Annotated in this window: 17 protein-coding genes; 3 read left to right on the plus strand and 14 right to left on the minus strand. The window is 48.0% G+C overall.

The genetic code is table 11. From position 1 onward, the window contains the following. Window positions 1–10 precede the first annotated feature (10 nt). From FS628_RS28580 to FS628_RS28590, 3 genes are read left to right on the plus strand one after another with little or no spacing between them, the layout of a single operon-like run. Window positions 11–1,117 carry a GerAB/ArcD/ProY family transporter gene (locus FS628_RS28580; protein WP_145326440.1) on the plus strand — a complete coding sequence of 369 codons (1,107 nt, stop codon included), beginning with the start codon at window positions 11–13 and terminating at the stop codon, window positions 1,115–1,117. Continuing rightward, window positions 1,098–2,567, plus strand: coding sequence for a spore germination protein (locus FS628_RS28585; protein WP_145326441.1), 1,470 nt, complete (start codon window positions 1,098–1,100; stop codon window positions 2,565–2,567). Before FS628_RS28580 ends, FS628_RS28585 begins: the two co-directional genes overlap by 20 nt. Then, window positions 2,564–3,721 carry a Ger(x)C family spore germination protein gene (locus FS628_RS28590; RefSeq protein ID WP_145326442.1) on the plus strand — a complete coding sequence of 386 codons (1,158 nt, stop codon included), beginning with the start codon at window positions 2,564–2,566 and terminating at the stop codon, window positions 3,719–3,721. The genes FS628_RS28585 and FS628_RS28590 overlap by 4 nt, the downstream gene beginning before the upstream one ends. 89 nt (window positions 3,722–3,810) lie before the next feature. Here FS628_RS28590 and FS628_RS28595 read toward each other — a convergent pair whose 3' ends face one another. From FS628_RS28595 to FS628_RS28660, 14 genes are all read right to left on the minus strand, one after another. Beyond that, entirely contained in the window at window positions 3,811–4,227 is a 417-nt protein-coding gene (locus FS628_RS28595; RefSeq protein ID WP_260871229.1) for a sensory rhodopsin transducer, read from the minus strand. A 551-nt stretch (window positions 4,228–4,778) separates the two neighbouring features. Further along, the gene (locus FS628_RS28600) at window positions 4,779–5,981 is read right to left on the minus strand and encodes a GDSL-type esterase/lipase family protein (RefSeq protein ID WP_145326506.1); all 1,203 of its coding nucleotides are present in this window, start codon (window positions 5,979–5,981) and stop codon (window positions 4,779–4,781) included. Between the two features lie 98 nt (window positions 5,982–6,079). After that, window positions 6,080–6,919 (minus strand): carbohydrate ABC transporter permease, encoded by an 840-nt coding sequence (locus FS628_RS28605; protein ID WP_145326443.1) that lies wholly within the window; start codon window positions 6,917–6,919, stop codon window positions 6,080–6,082. A gap of 2 nt (window positions 6,920–6,921) precedes the next feature. Continuing rightward, the gene (locus FS628_RS28610) at window positions 6,922–7,824 is read right to left on the minus strand and encodes a carbohydrate ABC transporter permease (protein WP_145326444.1); all 903 of its coding nucleotides are present in this window, start codon (window positions 7,822–7,824) and stop codon (window positions 6,922–6,924) included. 137 nt (window positions 7,825–7,961) lie between these two features. Then, window positions 7,962–9,245 carry an ABC transporter substrate-binding protein gene (locus FS628_RS28615; protein ID WP_145326445.1) on the minus strand — a complete coding sequence of 428 codons (1,284 nt, stop codon included), beginning with the start codon at window positions 9,243–9,245 and terminating at the stop codon, window positions 7,962–7,964. Between the two features lie 220 nt (window positions 9,246–9,465). Beyond that, a complete protein-coding gene (locus FS628_RS28620) occupies window positions 9,466–11,019 on the minus strand; it encodes a response regulator (RefSeq protein WP_145326446.1) in 1,554 nt (517 codons plus the stop codon). Further along, complete coding sequence (locus FS628_RS28625) at window positions 10,994–12,781, minus strand: sensor histidine kinase (RefSeq protein ID WP_145326447.1); 1,788 nt, start codon at window positions 12,779–12,781, stop codon at window positions 10,994–10,996. Before FS628_RS28625 ends, FS628_RS28620 begins: the two co-directional genes overlap by 26 nt. Window positions 12,782–13,026: 245 nt before the next feature. After that, entirely contained in the window at window positions 13,027–14,349 is a 1,323-nt protein-coding gene (locus tag FS628_RS28630) for a stalk domain-containing protein (protein WP_145326448.1), read from the minus strand. 205 nt (window positions 14,350–14,554) lie between these two features. After that, entirely contained in the window at window positions 14,555–14,845 is a 291-nt protein-coding gene (locus FS628_RS28635) for a hypothetical protein (RefSeq protein WP_145326449.1), read from the minus strand. 204 nt (window positions 14,846–15,049) lie between these two features. Then, window positions 15,050–15,913, minus strand: coding sequence for an inositol monophosphatase family protein (locus tag FS628_RS28640; protein ID WP_440131317.1), 864 nt, complete (start codon window positions 15,911–15,913; stop codon window positions 15,050–15,052). A 107-nt stretch (window positions 15,914–16,020) separates the two neighbouring features. Further along, window positions 16,021–17,022 carry a UV DNA damage repair endonuclease UvsE gene (gene uvsE / locus FS628_RS28645; RefSeq protein ID WP_145326451.1) on the minus strand — a complete coding sequence of 334 codons (1,002 nt, stop codon included), beginning with the start codon at window positions 17,020–17,022 and terminating at the stop codon, window positions 16,021–16,023. A gap of 155 nt (window positions 17,023–17,177) precedes the next feature. Next, a complete protein-coding gene (locus FS628_RS28650; RefSeq protein ID WP_145326452.1) occupies window positions 17,178–17,501 on the minus strand; it encodes a hypothetical protein in 324 nt (107 codons plus the stop codon). A 30-nt stretch (window positions 17,502–17,531) separates the two neighbouring features. Then, on the minus strand, window positions 17,532–18,632 hold the full coding sequence (locus FS628_RS28655) for a D-alanine--D-alanine ligase (RefSeq protein WP_145326453.1): 1,101 nt from the start codon (window positions 18,630–18,632) through the stop codon (window positions 17,532–17,534). 137 nt (window positions 18,633–18,769) lie between these two features. Then, entirely contained in the window at window positions 18,770–19,768 is a 999-nt protein-coding gene (locus FS628_RS28660; RefSeq protein WP_440131318.1) for an amidase domain-containing protein, read from the minus strand. Window positions 19,769–20,017 lie beyond the last annotated feature (249 nt).

Below are 20,017 nucleotides of genomic sequence, written 5' to 3' on the forward strand. Positions count from 1 at the left end.
ACTCCTCAGCATGAAACGTACACAGCCATCTTTTTTGCAAGCCATGATGTTAATCATGTTATCCGTTGGTCTAATCTGCCACGTTCTGATTATTCCTGCCCTGTTGTCTGCGGCTAAAAGGGATTCCTGGATCTCTGTTCTTTTGTCTACAGGACCCTACCTTGTATTTGCGCTCATGCTTGCCTATGTTTCTCGTTTTCTCCAGCACCAAACGCTGCATGATTGGCTAACTTCCCATCTGGGTAAACCTCTTGGCTTGCTATTACGGATTGGAAACAGCCTCTTTTTTCTGTCCGTCATCTATTTCACCTTACACGATACCACCACCTGGGCCAAAACCAGTTACCTGACGGAAACTCCTACATTGGTTACCAGCATTGCGCTCATGTCACTCTGTGCCTATGCGGCTTATAAAGGGATGCGTTCTTTGGCTTTCACAGCAGGATTGATCCTTCCCCTCGTTGTACTGCTTGGCTTCTATGTTGCGATTGTGAATACCCAATATAAGGATTACAGTCGTCTGCTTCCTGTGCTTGAACAGGGCTGGCATCCCGTGCTCCACGGTATGGTTTATAGTCTTGCAGGCATGTTTGAACTGCTATTCATCTGGTACATACAACCCCACCTCTCCAAACAGATTCGTGTATGGCAGTATCTGATGCTCGCACTCATTATTGTCGGTCTGACAATAGGTCCACTCATTGGTGCTATCGTCGAATTTAATCCTTTTGAGGCTGCCAAAATGCGATTTCCTGCCTTTGAGGAGTGGCGCATTGCCTCATTGGGCAAGTACATTGCACAAACTGACTTCTTTTCCATCTACCAGTGGCTCGCCGGCTCGTTTACCCGAATTAGTCTTGCTATGTATATTGTGGTAGAAATTTGGGATATTAAGAGCACATCCAAAAGAATCATCAGCTGTATCTCTTTAGCCGTTCTATTTATAATCTTCATGCTGTACCGTCTAGACGATATTACATTTGAAAAGCTGCTTATCGATTACATATTCCCGTTCAATCTCATCTATCTTAGCGGACTAGCAATAATTGCAACAACCGTCGCATTCATCAGCTCACGCCATCAGAGGAGGAAACATCATGGAGCATCCAACGATTGACACCACGTCCCATGAAACACTGCTTGCCTCTTTGAAAGAACAATTCAACCCCTGCGCCGATGTCGTTATTCAAACGTTTCCAGCAAAAAATGAAAATGATTTGCCGATCATTGTGCTATATTGCGATGGTCTGAGTGATGCTAAACAAATCAACCAGTTTATCATTCCCCGGCTCGAAGAGCATTCCCTGCTCGAAGAAGATTCGCACCCGAAAGAACTTGGATTAACATTAAATCCAGTGGAAGACCTTCGAGATACGAAAAATTTAAACCTGTTGATTTTTAGCGGACAACTGTTGTTGATCTTCGGCAACGGCGATCAGTCCTGCAGTTTGGATATTGCGAGCATACCAGGGCGCAACCCTGAAGAATCTGCCATCGAGTCTTCCGTAAAAGGGCCTCGCGATGGATTTACCGAAGAGCTGACTGTAAATATCGCACTCATTCGTAAACGGATGAAAACCTCTTCCATGTGCTATGAAAAATACGTTAAAGGTGGACGCACTCAGACCGCTATCGGTCTATTGTATGTAAAAGACATTATCAATCCGGAGATCCTGAAAGAAGCACGCGAAAATCTCGACAAAATTGAAGTCGATGGGATTATTGGGACTTCCATTATGGAACGAGCAGTTATGGGAGGCATTCGCAGTATCTTTCCTCTCACCGATAATACAGAGCGACCTGACTATGTCGTGGACTCGCTCTTAAATGGGCGTTTTGCTGTTCTGATCGAAGGTTCACCTGTTGCGATCATCGCTCCAACTACACTGTTCAATCAGTTGAAATCACCGGAAGATGAGAACACTCCTTTCTTCATTGTGACTTTTGAACGCATCCTGCGGATTTCCGGTTTGCTAATTGCTTGCTTTTTTCCTGGATTCTATATCGGCCTCACCAGTTTTAATGTGGAGCAGATCCCTCTCCCGCTTCTGGCAACGATTGCTGGTACTCGTATGGGGCTACCCATGCCTGTAACGCTGGAAGCCTTTTTAATGATTTTTATGTTCGAGTTATTCAATGAAGCTGGCCGTAGACTTCCTCGTGCTTTGGGCCAAACGGTCAGTGTGGTAGGTGGACTCATTATTGGAGATGCAGCTATTCGTGCCGGGATTACTTCTCCTACCATCATTGTAACGGTAGCGATTTCAGTTATCTCCAGCTATATTCTAGTAAATACGGTGCTCAGTGGGGCTACTGCTCATGTTCGGATCGGGATGCTTATCATTTCTTCTATCCTTGGATTATTTGGTTTCATGCTTGGACTATTCGCTCTGCTGGTACACCTTGTTTCCTTGGAGTGTTATGGCGTTTCCTATCTGTCCCCCGTCTCTCCCTATATTCCCGGCGACTTCACCCAAGCCGTATCCATGTATCCTTCCATGAAGAGAACCAAGCGTCCGGCCGCACTCCATACTCAGGATTCTACCCGTCGGAGGAAACGTCCGTGAGCAGATGGATTCAATTGGTGTGCTTGCTTATGAGCAGTCTGATCATGCTGACAGGGTGCTGGGATTCCAAAGAGGTCCAGAGCATTAACTTTATTACGGGAATAGGGATAGATTATAAGGATGACAAGTATATTGCTTACGCCCAACTAATCGATTTCTCCAGTATCGCCAAGCAAGAAGGGCCGACTTCGCGGGAAGCAAGCGATATCTGGATTGGACGAGGCGAAGGCAAAACCTTAAGTATGGCTATTGATAACCTCTATCAAACTTCACAGCAACAAACACTGTGGACCCATGTAAAAGCGATTGTTATATCAAAAAATGCCCTGAGCGGGCGGCTAGAGGATATTTTTAACACACTGTTGCATTCGGGTCAGCTGAGATATACACCATGGATCTACGGCACGGAACAAAGCATATCCGATGTGCTTGCCCCCTCTGCCCTGTTGAACCAATCTACCCAGACCATTGAGCTATTTGAACCAATCAAGCTGTACAAGCAGCATTCTGCCTTCGAACCCATCCGTCTTCATCAGCTTCTTGACGGTATCCGTGAGCCTGCTTCGGTTATCCTATTACCCTCGATCACCAATAAAAACCAAACCTGGTTCAATGGGGATGAAGCTCCCCCCTTGATTAAAACAGATGGATTTTTTGTCATTTCACAGGGCAGAAGCCAAGGGAAAGTGGCAGGGGAGGACGCAGATGGTACTCGATTCGTAAATTATAATCGTGTCTACCAGTACCCGCTGTACGTTTACAAGAATGGAGGCAAGACCCCTGATCTCACACTTCGCCTCCATAACCCGCATACGAAAATTTCATCAAGAAAAGAAGGAAATGGGGTTATTTTCGACCTGATCACTTCGGTAAAAGGTGTCATTGTGGAGGATAACGGCTCCCACCAATCTCCTCGCACAATGGAGAAATCAGCCGAGAAACAGATCGAAGCCGAAATTCGGACAACATTCGAAAAAAACAAATCACGGAAAATTGATTCCTATGGCCTAGCAGAACATCTGTATCGTCATGACCTTGCGATGTGGAAAGAACAGGTTCAGCAACGGGCTGATCCCATCAAACAATTCAAACTTGGCAAAGTGGAAGTTCGTGTAAAAATCCTTAATGCCAGCACATACAAATACACTGAGTAATACACAAAGAGGGCCAGTCACCTGCAGTGTGAATGCAAGGTTGCTGGCCATTTTCTCTTCTACCTCTTGCTGGTTATCTTGCATTTGTATCACGCCAGCGGATACGCCATAACACTCATCAAAGCCAATTCAGGCTGAGTCGTATCCAAACGGCTGTACTGGATGATGACGGGGATGTTGCTCGAAACCGTAATCGCATAAGGTACGCCTGGCGGAATTGACTGTTCTCCGGAACGAAGCGATGCAGTACGAATATGCTTCGTCCTTCTCGCTGGCACTTCAGCGACAATACCTTCGAGTGGTTCTCTGTCTTCAAAGTAAATCGTGATGTGCAGCTCCGCATCCGTGGCACTGGTGTTCAGTACACAGATGCTCTCATGACTCTCCAATGTGCCCCGGCTCTCCGGGGGAATGTAGCCATCCGGAATAACCCAGTAGGTGTGACCTGTAGCTGCTGAAGCATTCTTACGAGTAGACGTGCCAGTTTCTATCTGGTCAGGTGTCATTGAAATACATCCTCCTCTTTTGCGATTGCAATATAGGTTAAAAATGTGGGGGCTCGCGGGGCAGACGCTTCGGCGGGCGGATCGGGCTGTGGGCCGCTGTTGGCTCGGGATTTCTTCTATTCCCCCTCAGCAGGGGAAATCCCGCTCCAAAGGCGGACGCTCCGCTCCCTCTACCCGATTCCGCCCTTCTTCGCTGCTACGCTCGTCTGTTTTTTAAAAGTTTATTGCCTTCGCTATTCGCTGGGCAACTTGGTTTCGCTCATTACTACGTTTAACTCGCTACATCTTTTAAAACCCGTGGGCTCGCGGGGCAGACGCTTCGGTGGGCGGATCGGGCTGTGGGCCGCTGTTGGCTCGGGATTTCTTCTATTCCCCCCAGCAGGGGAAATCCCGCTCCAAAGGCGGACGCTTCGCTCCCTCTACCCGATTCCGCCCTCCTCCGCTGCTACGCTCGCCGGACTGATTTAAAAAATTATTGCCTTCGCTCTTTCGCTGGGCAACTTTGCTGGCTCGTTATTTAATTAACTCGCTTAATTATTAAGGGCATGAACCTACCGCAGATACATCTGCAGCGGTTGCAATTGCATCTCACGGATGGCTTCTGCCACCTGCTGGGCAAGGCGTCGGGCGCCACGTTCCTGAAAGTGCGTGTTATCCTCCACGCCTGACGGGAAGTTCACATACTCGCCTGGCAGCACCCACATAAAGTCTTCCTTTGTGCCTTCCACGCCTACCTGCTCGAATAGAAGACGGCTGCGCTCAGCCAGATCGATCAGCGGAATATCTTCCTCTTCCGCCAGCTCACGCACGGCGATGATATAATCGCCATGGGTATCAGTCAATGTGCCGTCGTCCGCGAAATAGCGACGATGCACCGGGGTCACGAGTACCGGACGAGCCTTGGCTTCCCGGGCAGCATCAATATACTTTTTCAAATATTCCTTATATGTTGTGAATGGGTCCGTCCCACGTTCAGGGTCCGGCTTCTCATCGTTATGTCCAAATTGAATAAATAAAAAATCCTCTGGCTTCATTCGCTCCATAATGGCGCTCAATCTGCCTTCATTGATGAAACTGCGGGAACTTCGGCCTGACTGGGCATGATTATCTACTGCCACATCATGTTTGAACTGTGCAGGCAGCAGTTGACCCCAACCGCAATATGGATATCCACTTTCCGGCTGATCCGTTACGGTTGAATCCCCGGCAAGAAATACGGTCATGGTCTGATTCGCGAGAGTAATCTCCAACGCATTAATTCTTGGTGCAGGACCAGAGAATGACAGACGAAGTCTGCCCCCGCGAACAACCACCGAGAATCGGACCTCTGCGCATTGCCCGGGAAGTGTACGGATGGTTGGCAATACGAGCCTGCCTTCACCAGCTTTGACACGGGTTACCGTCTCGGCCAATTCATCACCTGCAACAAGTAAAACTTGATAGGTTCCATCGGGAAGATCCACGATGAACGATGCTTTGAGCGGAATACAAAAGCTTGAACGCAATCGGGCAGACATGGTCGTCTGCCCCTGATTGTTATGATTTCCGGTATCCGACACATCGTCATCACCGCTACGTTGTTTCTCATATACCAGAGAACCTGCTTCGAATCCATAACCTCCGCGGTCCTCATACGAGGTTGTTGCAGTCACTCGCAGATAATCCTCTGTCTCATCTGCTCTTCCCGAGTCCGGTCCAAAGTTAAACTTCCAGCTGGTAACGGACACTGCCTGGCCCTCTGCCGCTGCCTCCATGGCAACGGCCTGACTACCCTGAGCTTTATTCAAAAGGAACATCCTCCTTGTTTAACTTTCGCAAACGTTCATTCGGGCATAGAGGTAGTGAATTCTGCTTAGCCTTTTAGTCCGCTTGTGCTCATTCCTTGAACAATTTGTTTCTGGAAGATGAAGAACACAGCTACAACCGGAACCAGACTGACGATGGACATCGCGAACATTGCACCCCAGTTGGAAGCAGATTCGCTATCCAGGAACATTTTCAGTGCCATGGATACGGTATATTTCTCAGGCGAGTTCAGGTACAATACCGGACCGAGCAGATCCTCCCATCTCCAGTAGAAGGAGAAGATCGCTGCAGTCGCCAGAGAAGACTTGATCAGCGGCATAATAATCTGAATATACAGTCTGAATTTGTTACATCCATCGATGGTTGCAGCCTCATCCAGCTCCTTCGGAATCGTTCGAATGAACTGCACCATCAAGAAGATGAAGAACGGCATTCCGAAGAATGTAGGTACAACGATTGGCAAGATGGTATTCAGCCAGCCGAGCTTCGTGAAGATGATGTACTGAGGAACCAAGACCACGTCATGCGGCAGCATCAGCGTCAACATCATCAAGGAGAACCAGAATGTGCGTCCCTTGAAATTCAGTCTGGCAAAACCGAAAGCGATCAGCGATGACGATATTACGGCACCGATGGTGGAAATAACCACGATTACAAGTGAGTTGGTGATGTAATCCATAAACGGTCTTCCCGCTGTGCCTTTCCAACCATCTACATAGTTACTCCAGATCCACTCGGTAGGAAACAGGGTATCCGCGGTAACGAAGATCGTACGGCTTTCCTTGAATGAACTGAAGAGCATCCAGAGTACGGGATAGAGCATCAGGAGGGCAAGAGCTGCAACGAACAGGTGATAAACGGGCCATTTTACATTTCTCCAAACCATCGTTACTTCCCTCCTTCAGATTCGTAGAACACCCAGAACTTGGATGTCAGGAACACAGCTACCGTGAGTATACCGATCATAATGAGCATGACCCAGGCCATTGCCGAAGCATAACCCATGTTGTTAAACATAAATGCCTGACGGAACAGATACAGGGAGTACAGCATCGTACCGTCCATTGGACCGCCTTCGCCTTTGGAAATAATGTAAGCTGGTACGAAGGTCATGAATGCTCCAATCGTCTGCATAATCATATTGAACAGGACGATCGGGCTAAGCAGTGGCAAGGTGATGCTGAAAAATTTCCGTATAGGATTCGCGCCATCCACACCTGCTGCCTCGTACATCTCAGTTGGGATATTTTTGAGACCAGCCAGGAAGATCAGCATGGACGAACCGAACTGCCACACAGACAGTGAGATGAGCATAACCAAGGACGCATTCGGGTCACCAAACCAACTTATAGGCCCGATCCCGATTGCCGTTAGAGCACTGTTGATAACACCTTCATTACTGAAGAGGTTACGCCACATAATGGATACGGCCACACTACCACCGATAATGGATGGCAGGTAATACAGCGTCCGGTACGTTCCAATCATACGAGAGCCAGTGTTCAGGACCATCGCTACGAAGAGGGCAAAGATCAATCTTAACGGTACCCCAATGAATACATACAGAAACGTCACTTTGACCGAGTTCCAGTATTTCGGGTCATCAAAAAACATTTTGGTGTAGTTGTCGAGCCCAATCCACCGTGGAGAAGTGAACAAGTTATAACTTGTGAATGACATATATAAGGAAACAAACATGGGGATTAGCGTAAAGCCCAGGAATCCGATAATAAACGGGCTAATAAACGCATATCCGGTTAAGTTTCTACGTAACGACGAATACTGCCTCAATGGAACGAACCTCCTTCATGGATCAGCTTGCCCCAATCCTTGCTTCAGTTATCTGGACGGGGAAAGGCCCTCGCATTCGCGAGTAGCCCCATTCCCGACCATCCCTGCAGTGGGACGAGCAAGCCATCATTCAACTGTTATTTATTGTTCGCAAGTACAGTTTCGGCGTTCTTGCGGAATGTTTCTGCTGCTTGTTCGGCTGTGATCTTGCCAAAGTTCAACTCTTCAACCACATCTGCCAGCGAGGAGATTACTTCTGGTGAACCCACAGGTGGCGGAGGGCTCATCGGGGATGCCTTAGGCTCCATGGCTGCTACGAATTCAAAGACTTGTTTCGTTGCATCACTCAGCTCAGGTGCGATGGCTTCTTTGATGGCTCCTGAGATGGGTACACCACGCTCACCTTTGATCAATTTGTTAGCTTCCACGTCATTCACCCAGAAATCAATGAATTTCGCTGCTTCTTCCTTCACTTTGGAGTTAGATGTTAGACCCCAGTACATACTTGGTTGCATATAAAGTCCTTTTTCCATATCCGGTCCAGGCATAGGAGCGAACTCCAGTGGACGGTCAGCTACTTGCTGTACGGCTACAAACTGGTTAGACCATTGCCAGATACCAACGCCCTTACCCTTCACCAGGTCTGACTCCTCAATAATGCCCTTGGTTTGGTTGGCTACATCCGGCGTAGGTGCTGCGCCTTGTTCGATCATACGGCGCATGAGCCCGAAGAACTCCACAAACAATTGGTCATCATCATAACCAAGGCCAGTCCCTTCTGCATTGTAAAGGGAATGCCCTTTGGTACGCAGGAAGTAATGGAAGAAGATATCCGGAGCTACCCCTCCATCCAAATACAGGCCTTTCTCTGCGGCTTGTTTACCCAGCGCTTCGTACGATTCCCATGTCATATTCTCAGGCATTGCGTCGGCTCCCGCTTTTTGAAGCAGCGCAGGATCATATTGGAAGCCCAGAACATTAACACCGGCAGGTACGCCGTATTGTTTACCGTTAATTACACCTGTGCTAATAACGTTTTCGGATACATCGTCCACTTTGATCTGGTTGCCCAGATAAGGGGCCAAATCCTCTAGCTGGCCATTCTGTGCATATTGGCTGATGTAGGAAATATCCATCTGAACGATGTCAGGCAGTTGATTTGCTGCTGCTTGTGGTGCAAGTTTTTTCCAGTAGTCATCAAATGAAGCATATTCCACGTCAATTTTGACATTCGGGTTTTTCGTTTTGTACAGGTCGATGACCTTCTGTGTATATTCATGCCTTGCATCCGAACCCCACCAAGCGATCCGCAGAGTAACCGAATCATCCCCAGACGCTCCTTCAGTTCCTCCACCTGAGCTACATGCCGCTGTAAACACGAGCAATGCAGCCATCATCAGGAATATTGCCTTTTTCACCATGCCAATCTCCCCTTTTTATGTTGATATGGTTGTGTGAAGCGTTATCCCTTCAATACTGATAACGCTTTCACAAACTTGTTAATGTCATTTTCGCAAATGTACGACCAGAGTTGAATACACAAAACCGTCTTGTTGGTTCAAAAAACAGAGGAGGACAACAGTCCCCTCTCGGCGCTGTTCATCCTCCCCAGACATGAATCACATGATTGGTAGTGCATTGTTATATGCCGATTCTGCGGAATTCCGTAGGGGTCATTCCCGTCCACTTTTTGAACACCTGACTGAAATATTGTGAATTACCGCCGAATCCGAACAATTCCGCAAGCTCGAATACTTTCACATCCCCACCTCTGCGAATATGATCACATGCTCGTTCGATACGCAGACGATTCACGTAGTTGGAGAAATTCTCGCCCGTGACTTTTTTGAAAATTTTGCCCAGGTAATCTGGATTCATATATAACATCTGATGGGCGACCCCATTGAGTGAAAGATCTGCCTCTCCATAATGACGATCCACGATATCCATCATCTTCTCCACGGCTGAAGACTGACGACTTATATGATTTTTATAATAACCAGAGGTTAACCGGGCTGCACTGCTTGCTACAAAAGACTTCAAAGCAGATAACGTATCCATGTGGGGCAACTCCGCCATACGCTGAGTAAATTCTGTTGCCTCTTCGGGCGGACAGACATGAATCATCGCCGAGTACAGCTGCACTACATACGAACGCGTCACTTCAATTTCCAACTGCTGACCCGATAATAGATCGAACAGACGATCCACCTCTGCGGCTGTTTCCTCGCTATTGCCCGATTTGATCAACTGACACAACTGCTCGGCATCCTGTTCTACATGCAACCCGTCGCATTCTCCGGCCAGAACCAGATCATTCTTCGTAATCAACTTGCCTTCACCGATAAAGAAGCGATGATTCAGATATTGCAATGCCTCACGGAACAAACGCCGAGACTGGATCATTCGATCTGCTTCGCTCAGTGCAGCGGTCACTTCCAGTTTATATAGTCTGGTAAATGCAGCCCGAACCTCTTCAATGCTCTCCTTCAGTCCAGCCGGATCAGCTGAATCCGCAAGCAGAATCAAGAGTCTACCTTCAATCGTTGTGCTTAACAGTACATGAGGGAGCAGATCGCTGGCGATATTTTTGATGGCAAATAAATGACTGTAATCATGTTCATCCGCAATTCGGAACAGCAGTAACCGAACTGCAGTATCTTCAAGTTCCAGATCAAACAGCTCCTGGTAATATTCCAGATCGACCGGCCCATAGGTTCGGTTGGTCATGAACTCCAGCAAAAATTGTTCCTTTACATGCGGAAGGACCCGTTGCAACCGCTGTTTCATCTCACCAGCCACATGCTCCTTCACCTGCGCATCCTGATGCTCCTGCAACAGTTCGGTCAGCGCGTCATGGATCTGATTCTCGTTACAGGGCTTGAGCAGATAATGCTTCACACCATACTGCATCGCTCTGCGGGCATATTCGAACTCTTTATAGCCAGATAACATAATGAACCGTACTCCCGGGTATGCTTCGGATGCTTTCTCTATGAGTCCCAGACCATCCAGACCCGGCATGGAAATATCCGTAATGATAATATCGGGTTTCGACTGCCCGATTTTGTCCAGCGCTTCAATCCCATTCCGCGCCGTGCCCACTAATTCCGTACCTGCTGCGGCCCAATCGACCACTTGGGATATTCCCTCCAGAATGACACGTTCATCATCTACGAGCATCACTTTGTACATCGTCATCGTCCTCTCTAATCCAAGGTATGCTGATCGATACTACAGTTCCTGATCCGGGCTTGCTGCTCATCACCATTCTGCCTTCTTCGCCAAAGGTCAGCCTGATTCGTTCCTGGATGTTAGATAACCCAATGCCCTGTCCTCTTGTCTGTATGCGTCCTTCATGTAATTGTTCCAGGAATTCCGGTGTCATCCCTGGACCATCGTCCTCGACTTCAATAATGACTTGGTCTTCCTCTGCTCTCGCCCTTATTCGAATCCGGCAAGGATCAATGCTTGGTTCGAGTGCATAATGTATGGCATTCTCCACCAGCGGTTGCAATGTTAACTTGGGAATTCGTGCTGAACCCACCTCAGGCGCAATCTCCATATCAAAATCCAGTCTCTCTTCAAAACGGGTGCGCTGAATTGTAACGTAGCTGCGGACAATGTCCAGCTCTCTTTCCAGCGTGATCCACTTCTCCGTCATATTCACAGAGCTGCGCAGCAGGAATCCAAGCGCCTCAACCATTTCCGAGATCTGACGTTGTTTCTGTACTTTGGCCATCCAGTTAATGGATTCAAGCGTGTTGTATAGAAAATGAGGATTAATCTGTGCTTGAAGCGCTTTCAACTCAGTCTCACGAATCACCAGTTGCTTCGCATAATTCTCATCAATCAATTCACGAATCCGCTGAAGCATCATCTTGAATGTGCGATGCAGCAGCCCAACCTCATTCTGTGGAGACATCGGAACGTTACCCAGGGCAGCCTCCTCCAGTTTATCCAGATCACCTTTTTCGATATTACGCATCTTCTTGATCAACTGCGCAATCGGATGGGTAATACTGCGGGAGAACTTTGCTCCTATAATGAGTGCCGCCAGAAAAATCATGATAAAAATAACCGTGACCAACTGTTTAACAAACTGAATTTTTTTAAACATCTGGTCAAAAGGTGTGATGTACAGGTACGTCCAGTCTGTGTAGGAAGAATTGGCACGTGCTACAAAGTGTCTGCCCTGCTCAAACATGGCAATTCCATAGGGTTGGGTTCGCTTCAGTTCCGATTCAATCTCAGCTTCACTTACCGAAGATTCGGTTGGATAGATGACTTCTTTTCCATCCGAAATCAATAACTGGGAGTCCTCTGCGGGTTCCTGCATCTGATCCTGTACGATCCGGTCCAGGCGTACTCGGATAATTAGAGTCCCGAGCTTATCCAGTGTAAATGCGCCCCCAGTAAAAGATTTCACCTGTCGTACAGATAAAAGCCTGGCTTGTTTATCCCCGCTGGTGTGCCAGACATTGGAGCCTGTATATTGATCTCCCAGTGATACCAGTTCCTTTTGCTTCGACTCCGAAATCCCTTCACGGTTCCCTGCAGCCATGACGTTATTATCATTATCGATAAATAGCATAGAATAGACGTATTTCTCAGAACCCGCATAAGCAACCAATCGGTTGGTAATTTTCTTGCGCAGACCATTTCTCTCATATCCTGTCTCGGCCTTTTCAAGTTGAAGCAGATATTGTTGAAGCGGCTCGTCCGACATCACCTTGAAGGAGAGATTGGAAACTTCACGTAGTTGATTCTCAATGCCTACTGAAGACATATTAAGGACCTGCGAAGATTTCTCATAGATCTGACGGTCATAGATACTGAACACATATCGGAGTACGGATGCATAAAACGTAAAGCTGATTAACATCAACAATCCGATGAGGAGAATCGTTTTATGATGAATCGGTAGTGTTGTGAAAGCGTTCTTAATTTTACTCATCCTAAACGCTCCTTTGGCTTGCGAAGGGTGCTGCCATACTATGGGTTAGTGGTTATATTGTAAGTTATTTTCATATTTACACATCCATGGTCATCTGACAAGTCATATTTATACAACATTCTGGGTCATTAATGAAGGTATACAACAATGTCAGGAACTCACGTAGAACGCAAAACAGCCAGAACGCCTTGAATAGTTCAAGGCATTCTGGCTGTTGAATAACATGCTATAGTACGAAATGGTTATTACGGATTCACAAAAACAGTTTTCAGCTTCGCTACATACTGCACGTCAAAGCCAAGACCTTCAGCTACCATGGCAAGCGGTACATATGTTTTGGACTCTTTGCCTACCTTGTTCAGGAATGCAGGTGTATCCACAGTAACGGATGCTCCGTTGACCTTCACCGCATTGGCACCAATCGTCACGGCTACCTTACGATCTCCGTAGGTAATGGTTGCCGTTGAAGTTTTGTTATCCCACACCGTAGTCGCACCGACAGCGTTCACGATGTCCTGGATCGCCACAAAGTTTTTACCGCTACGGATAATTGGTTTGTACGGTGTATTCAATGTTTTACCACTCACGATAATGTTCATCGGTTCACCTGTGGCAGGTGCAGTCAGCTTCGTGTAGTCGCCCCAGATCGTTTTGGCAAATACTTCGGCAATGGCTGCATATCCGAATTGATTCGGGTGGAAATCGCGATTTTTGATCATATGTGTCATGGTGCCTTCACCGCCAATAAACTCCTTAGCTACGTGAGCCACCTTTACATCGGTACCCTGAGCTGTGAATTGAGCAACAATCCCATCAATGGTCTGTGTGAAGCCTTGGGATGCCTCCATAAGTTTGGCATAGAGGGCCTTGCCGGCTACTTCTGGCATCGGTTGATACTGGTCAGCGATGACAATTCTAGCTGTCGGATTAATCTCATGGATATCATTAATCGTTGCACTAACATTGGCTGTATATGTTGCGAGTAATTCTTTTACCTTCTCTTGCAGTTCCTGATCACTCAGTTTGTCTGCTGTACCAAGAAGCTCAGATACGTCATTTCCCCCAATGGTGATTGCAACCAGATTCGCCTGCGCTATGCTCTCTCGAATTGCAGCAGTATTCGCTCCAATCTGTCCCGCTCTTGGATCGGGAAGACTCGGCTGAATAGCTTCGGAAGTGAGTGTCTTGCCTTCCTTAATTGCAGTGGTGAAGTTCTTGAGGCCGCTGGTTTTCAAACCAGCAATCCCGTAGTTATCCACCTGTGTACGTCCATGCAGCAAACCCTGCTCATGCAGTCGTTCTACATAACCATAAGGCAATTCTTTCGTGTTGGGCTCATAACCTACGGTTATGGAATCTCCCAATGTGACGATGCGGAACTCCTTGGTTACAGCTACTGCATCTTTCTTCGCAGTCAGCGTAGCCTCGTTTGTACCCGCTGGCGATACACCAGTTTTGGCATCAGCAGCGTGTGCAGGCAATGCGGATGATGTGAAGAGCAGCATTCCTGCCAACATGCTTGCCGTTAAACCGGCAGCTGTATTTTCCCATATACGTTTACGCTTCATTCAGGGTAACACTCCTTTAATCGAATCTATAATTTTACACTAATGTATAGTACATCTGTCGCTCCAATGACATAAGTTTGTGTAATTCTATTCTATCATTTAAGAGCAGGCCTTGTCCTCTCTGTCAGAAACACACATGAAATAACAGACTCCCTGAAGAGGAGCCTGTTATTGGTGATCGTACAACTATGGAGTTCGTAGTTCGTTAAGATTCGGGCTTCTCGGAGTCTCCAGAATTCGTATGACTCGTGTTGCTCTCCGCTTTTTTCCCAGCAGCTCGCTCCAGGTATCGATCATAACGATCGTCCACTTCGATTGCCATCTTCCGGTACTTCAATGTTTCCTCGACAATTGGATCACGTTCCGTCTGTATCCGAACTTCATATTTGGGAGGAATCAGCTGGCGTTCACGCTGATCGGTGTCGCCGGACTCTTCCATGTCCCCTTCCGTCAGCATTTCACTGAGCCGTCGTTCCAGTTCTTTGGATTCATCCATTGTTCTCGCTCCTTTAATTAAAGTCATACATACGTTAATTATTACTATTGTACTTTCACTTCGTGTACAGAACCATCTTCCGATCGCTGTTATCCCCAGATTTCTTTGATTCCTTTTCCAAGGTAGAAATCCGGTGATAAAGGCGAGCGCTCCGCTTCTTCAATGCAATTAAAAGTAATTAAAGCATGGATGAGTTGAATCAACTCACTCCAAGCCGGTAGCCTTCGCTTCCTTCAACACATCTGTTAATGCATCATGGATGTGTCCGTTGCTGGCAACAAGATGACTTACAGACAATTGATAAGGCGTCCCGATGGTATCGGTAATCTTGCCGCCGGATTCTTCCACCAGCAGCGCGCCTGCCGCAATATCCCATGGTTTCAATCCAATTTCGGTGTAGGCACTGAGACGCCCTGCAGCAACATATGCCAGATGCAAGGCAGCAGATCCGCCTGCACGCAAGTTACGAACTTGCGGAGCAAGAGCCTGCACAGCGGCCATATTAAGCGGTAACGCATAGGTCGTATCTGCCGGGAAACCAACCGCAATCAGACTCTGATTCAGTTCCTGCTCACCAGATACAACCATCCGATTTCCGTGAACGTATGCTCCTTTACCTTTTTCCGCAACAAACATCTCATCACGGGAAGGGTCATATATCACGCCGACAATGACTTCACCTTTATGGGCCAAAGCAATGGATACCGAATAGAACGGAAATCCGTGTACAAAGTTCGTCGTGCCATCCACAGGATCAACAATCCAGAGAAACTCTTCTTCCTCTGCCTCTTTCAGTGCTTTTGCTGAAGCTTCCGGTCCCGGTTCTACGCCTTCTTCACCCAGAATAGCATGGCTGGGAAAATGGGTCAGAATCAGGCGGCGGATCATCTGCTCCGCTCCTTTATCCACTTCGGTGACCAGATCCTGAGGTGAATATTTGGTTCCCAGTTCGCTTACCGTTCCAAGACGACTCTTGATCCATTCACCGGCCTTGGAAGCTGCATTAATGGCAACGGCAGTATAGCTTTTGCTTGTCACGACATAAGGTTGCTTTTCCTTCTCATTCAAAGCGTTCACTCTACTTTCTATATCAATCTATGAAAAGTTGAAATTCTTGTTAAAAGTATACGCCTCACAGGTCGTAAAGTTTCTCGTTGCCTAGGCCCCTTTTGACACTACGGATGAATGATGACGGTAGACTCGTCCACCCACTCCACACCCTCTTCGTGATAGAATGCCAGCTTCTGCATCAGTTGCACAAGAGCCTCATCCTTACGTTTGGCCTCAATCATCACGTCGAGCCTCGGGGTGTCTGCTGCAATATGACGCAAGAAATCGAGCACAGGCTCTACCTCTACACCATCGGCATGACCTCGCAGATCCTTCTCGCTCTTCGGACTGGATACATGAATTTTGGGTGGCAATGGCTGATCAGCCGGTGAATCTGCCTGTGCGAGCGGTGACTCCCATGTTTTCAGGATATCAGGCCACAGATCCCAGGGCTGTTCACCCTCATTATTGACCCACTGGTGATGAATATCCAGCACCATGGGCAATCCCAAGTGCTCGCATACAGCAAGTGTCTCGGCCGCATTAAACGTTTTGTCATCATTTTCGAGTGTCAGCCGCTCCTGAATGTCCCGATCCAGCTTCAAAAAATTCTCTTCAAAACGAAGCGCCGCCGAAGGCTTGTCCCCGTATGCACCACCAATATGTATATTGTTCTTGGCAGTGGCATTTAGACCCATGGCATCCAGCATCCGAACATGATGACGAAGGTCGCGAATCGAATTGTGCAGAACTTGCTCACGAGGTGTACTAAGTACGGTAAAATGATCCGGATGAAAGGATACACGCATATCATTCGCCTTCACAAAATCACCAATAGCCGCAAAGTCCTGCTTCAGTGCCGGGAATGGATCCCAGTCATTCAAGTCCTCATGTGTCGCCAGTGGAATCAATTTGGAAGAGAAGCGATATACATGAATATGGCTGCCCTTGTTGTGCCGGAGCAATCGTAGTGTATTATGCAGGTTCTCGGCTGCAATCCGTTCGAGCTTGCGGATGGCTGCTTCCCTGTCATCAATTTTGTTAAAACTGGACATGGTCATGGTCCGGGAAGGTGAGGCATTCTCAACAAGCACGGACATTGCCACATAACCAAAACGTACGAGCATGAATTTCTTCCTCTCTGTTAGGGCGGAAAACCAGCACGGCATATTCAACCGTCAGGATGTACCGTCACTGTATATAACCAAGTTTTACCCTAAAAGAGTGACCATAATCGTATTCTGGCAAATCAGTCCATCCGCCCTACAATCACACTCAGCAACTATTCCTGTGCTTGCTCTCCGAAGAACATCTCATCCGCAAGTGCCGTCTGAACGCGTGATTCTTCCTGAGTCAGTTTGCGGATCAACTGCATCTCTACCTCGGTTACTTCTTGACCCTGGAAGTTGATCTCTGCAATGGAAACCACGATCTTCACGATGGCTACAGCCACGTTATCCGGTGTATAAGCAATGACTTTCTGGCCGGTAGGAAATACCCGGAAGCCTTGTTTAACCATTTTGCCGCGACCATATTCAAGCAGTTCGTACAGTTCCTGCTCATTCTTGAACTTGCATACGGAATTGAATTCAGTCTGAAATCCCATGCATATCCCTCCTGATCTTGTCGTCTCAGGCTACGCCTGTACGCCGTTCTCGTAATTCAATGCCTGCTTGCGGTTATAACGCTCCAGTGCCAGCTCAATCATCCGATCCAACAGCTCGGCATACGACACACCTGTCTCGCGCCACAAGAGTGGATACATGCTGTACGGTGTGAAACCAGGCATGGTGTTAACTTCATTAATAAGCAATGCACCGTCATTTTTCCGAATGAAGAAGTCCGCACGTGAAATCCCGTTACCTTCGATCGCACGGAACGCCTGCAATGCGGCTTCGCGAATGCGATCTGCGGCTTCGGGGTCAAGTGGTGCCGGAATCAGCATCTGTGACTGACCATTAATATACTTGGCTGCATAGTCATAATACTCACCCGACGAGACAATCTCCCCTGGAACGGAAGCCATAGGCTCGTCATTGCCGAGGACGCTGACCTCAACCTCGCGTGCTTCAACGAATTCTTCGATGACTACCTTCGTATCGTACCGAAGTGCGAACTCGACAGCTGTTTTCAGCTCATCACGGTTACGCGCCTTGGAGATGCCCACGCTGGAGCCCAGATTAGCCGGTTTGATAAAACAAGGATATCCCAGTTGATCTTCGACTTGTACGATCATTTCGTGCTCTGTCTGCTTCCATTGTGTCGCGTTAAAATACGTAAAGGCACATTGGTCAATACCAGCCTGTGCGAACAGCTTCTTCATGACCACTTTGTCCATGCCGCCAGCTGAAGCGAGTACACCTGCACCTACATATGGCATATCCGCCATCTCGAACATGCCCTGAATGGTGCCATCTTCGCCAAACGTACCATGCAGCAGAGGGAACATCACGTCCAGCGCTTCCGCTCCGCCATACAACCGGCCAAACAGTGCGTTCAGTGCATCTTGAGTTCCACCCGCCGATTGCTCCAGCTTCAAATCTTCAATCTGCGCGAACGGCGCATGCATGACAGGTCCTTTTTTCCACGTACCCTGCTTGGAGATATAAAAAGGAACCAGTTCATACTTCTCATAATCAAATGCGTTCGTTACAGCAAACGCCGTTTGTAGCGACACCTCATGCTCGCCTGACTTACCGCCGTACACGACGCCTACTTTTAATTTATCCATACTCATGCGTAACCTCCGATTATCTGTGCCTGATGCTGTCATCCTTGCATGCTCAGCACCCTTGTTATTCTGCTTGCGTTACCTGGTCTTATTTTACACGGAACTGGATGTCTGCGTCACCGCATCCCGAAAATCTTTCGTCATTAAAACTCATCTGCAATATGAAAAAGCCGGTATACCGTCCGCTCTGTCCAAGCGTAAGAATCCCGGTAATCCCAATATCGGTGACGACTGCTAACCGTATGTGCGTTAACAAGCGGCATACCGCCTGCATCAAATGCGGTCACAACGGTGCTGTGCTGAAATCTGCCGTCTCCATCCCAATCGTAAAGAATAACATCTCCGAGCATCAGCTGCTCGGGACGATCTACTGCTGTGGCAGTCAGACCCCAGCTGCTGCCTGACAAGTAACGCTCCAGACTATTGGAAACCGCCCAGCTGTAACTCCACATTTCGGAGCCGTTCACATACCCCTTATACCACCAGCCAGCTTCTCTTCTACCAGTATAGTGGATGGGTGCGCCCCCTGCAAAGAGACATTGGGACACGTAATTGGTGCAATCCACATCAAATTCCTCATATGCCGGGTTCCCTGCATTCCACCAACGATCTGCGTAGGCAACTGCCAGATCTCTACGATACGCCTGCTGCCTTGAGCTTCTGCCTTGACCCAGAACTTCCCGATTCAGCAGCGGCCGGTTCATCGCCTGTACAAAATCGGCTTGTTGAAAGGGACGCCCTTCCCCAGCTGGGCGACGCTCCGGTACTTCCCGCTCGACCCGTCCAATGATCCATCCACCACTCTGCCGCAGAAAGGTTAACCGCTCCCGCTCAATCCGGTCCTCCCGATGGGTGATCCCGCTCTTCTCGTAGAACAGCCTGCTGTACAATTGTACATCCACCACCGCTTCTTCCTGTCCATCCATGAGCGTGCGCACAAGCTTGGCGCTGGTCTCGCTGCGAAGAGGCACGGCGCGCCGCTTACGGTACCATTCGTCCAGCCTTGCCATACGCTCTCCCCGTTCCACCACGAAGTCAGGATCGGTAACAATCCGTTCGCTGGTCTGTGGACGGTAGTCGATCTCACAGCGATTGTACTGGTTCACGTAAGTGTATAAGGCACTCTTCCATTCCCGTTCCAAGCCTATGTCCCCCTTTGGCATGAGTTCTGTCTGAAGTATTTCATTGCGTATATAAACTCCTACTATTCATATGAGAGGGTCTTCGGTTGTATGTACGTGTCTCGGGATGAAGACTCTGAATTCGGCAAATACAGGTACATGCGATATCTTATTCCTTCTCACTTCACGAAAACGCCTTCATTAGTTCAAAAGCTTGCTTGAACAGGCAAAAAGACCTTTACGTACAGAGGTGAAAACGGTATACTTAAA

It is taken from the genome of Paenibacillus xylanexedens (genome assembly GCF_007676705.1).
Classification (GTDB): Bacteria; Bacillota; Bacilli; order Paenibacillales; family Paenibacillaceae; genus Paenibacillus; species Paenibacillus xylanexedens_C.

Bases quoted from the DNA above. Each gene is read 5' to 3' on its own strand.
- FS628_RS28580 (WP_145326440.1), top strand. From the start codon at position 11: ATGAAACGTACACAGCCATCTTTTTTGCAAGCCATGATGTTAATCATG.
- FS628_RS28635 (WP_145326449.1), bottom strand. From the start codon at position 14,845: ATGGATGAATCCAAAGAACTGGAACGACGGCTCAGTGAAATGCTGACG.
- FS628_RS28655 (WP_145326453.1), bottom strand. From the start codon at position 18,632: ATGAGTATGGATAAATTAAAAGTAGGCGTCGTGTACGGCGGTAAGTCA.
- FS628_RS28585 (WP_145326441.1), top strand. From the start codon at position 1,098: ATGGAGCATCCAACGATTGACACCACGTCCCATGAAACACTGCTTGCC.
- uvsE (WP_145326451.1), bottom strand. From the start codon at position 17,022: ATGCTCGTACGTTTTGGTTATGTGGCAATGTCCGTGCTTGTTGAGAAT.
- FS628_RS28600 (WP_145326506.1), bottom strand. From the start codon at position 5,981: ATGGAGGCAGCGGCAGAGGGCCAGGCAGTGTCCGTTACCAGCTGGAAG.
- FS628_RS28625 (WP_145326447.1), bottom strand. From the start codon at position 12,781: ATGAGTAAAATTAAGAACGCTTTCACAACACTACCGATTCATCATAAA.
- FS628_RS28620 (WP_145326446.1), bottom strand. From the start codon at position 11,019: ATGTACAAAGTGATGCTCGTAGATGATGAACGTGTCATTCTGGAGGGA.
- FS628_RS28615 (WP_145326445.1), bottom strand. From the start codon at position 9,245: ATGGTGAAAAAGGCAATATTCCTGATGATGGCTGCATTGCTCGTGTTT.
- FS628_RS28650 (WP_145326452.1), bottom strand. From the start codon at position 17,501: ATGGGATTTCAGACTGAATTCAATTCCGTATGCAAGTTCAAGAATGAG.
- FS628_RS28630 (WP_145326448.1), bottom strand. From the start codon at position 14,349: ATGAAGCGTAAACGTATATGGGAAAATACAGCTGCCGGTTTAACGGCA.
- FS628_RS28595 (WP_260871229.1), bottom strand. From the start codon at position 4,227: ATGACACCTGACCAGATAGAAACTGGCACGTCTACTCGTAAGAATGCT.
- FS628_RS28605 (WP_145326443.1), bottom strand. From the start codon at position 6,919: ATGGTTTGGAGAAATGTAAAATGGCCCGTTTATCACCTGTTCGTTGCA.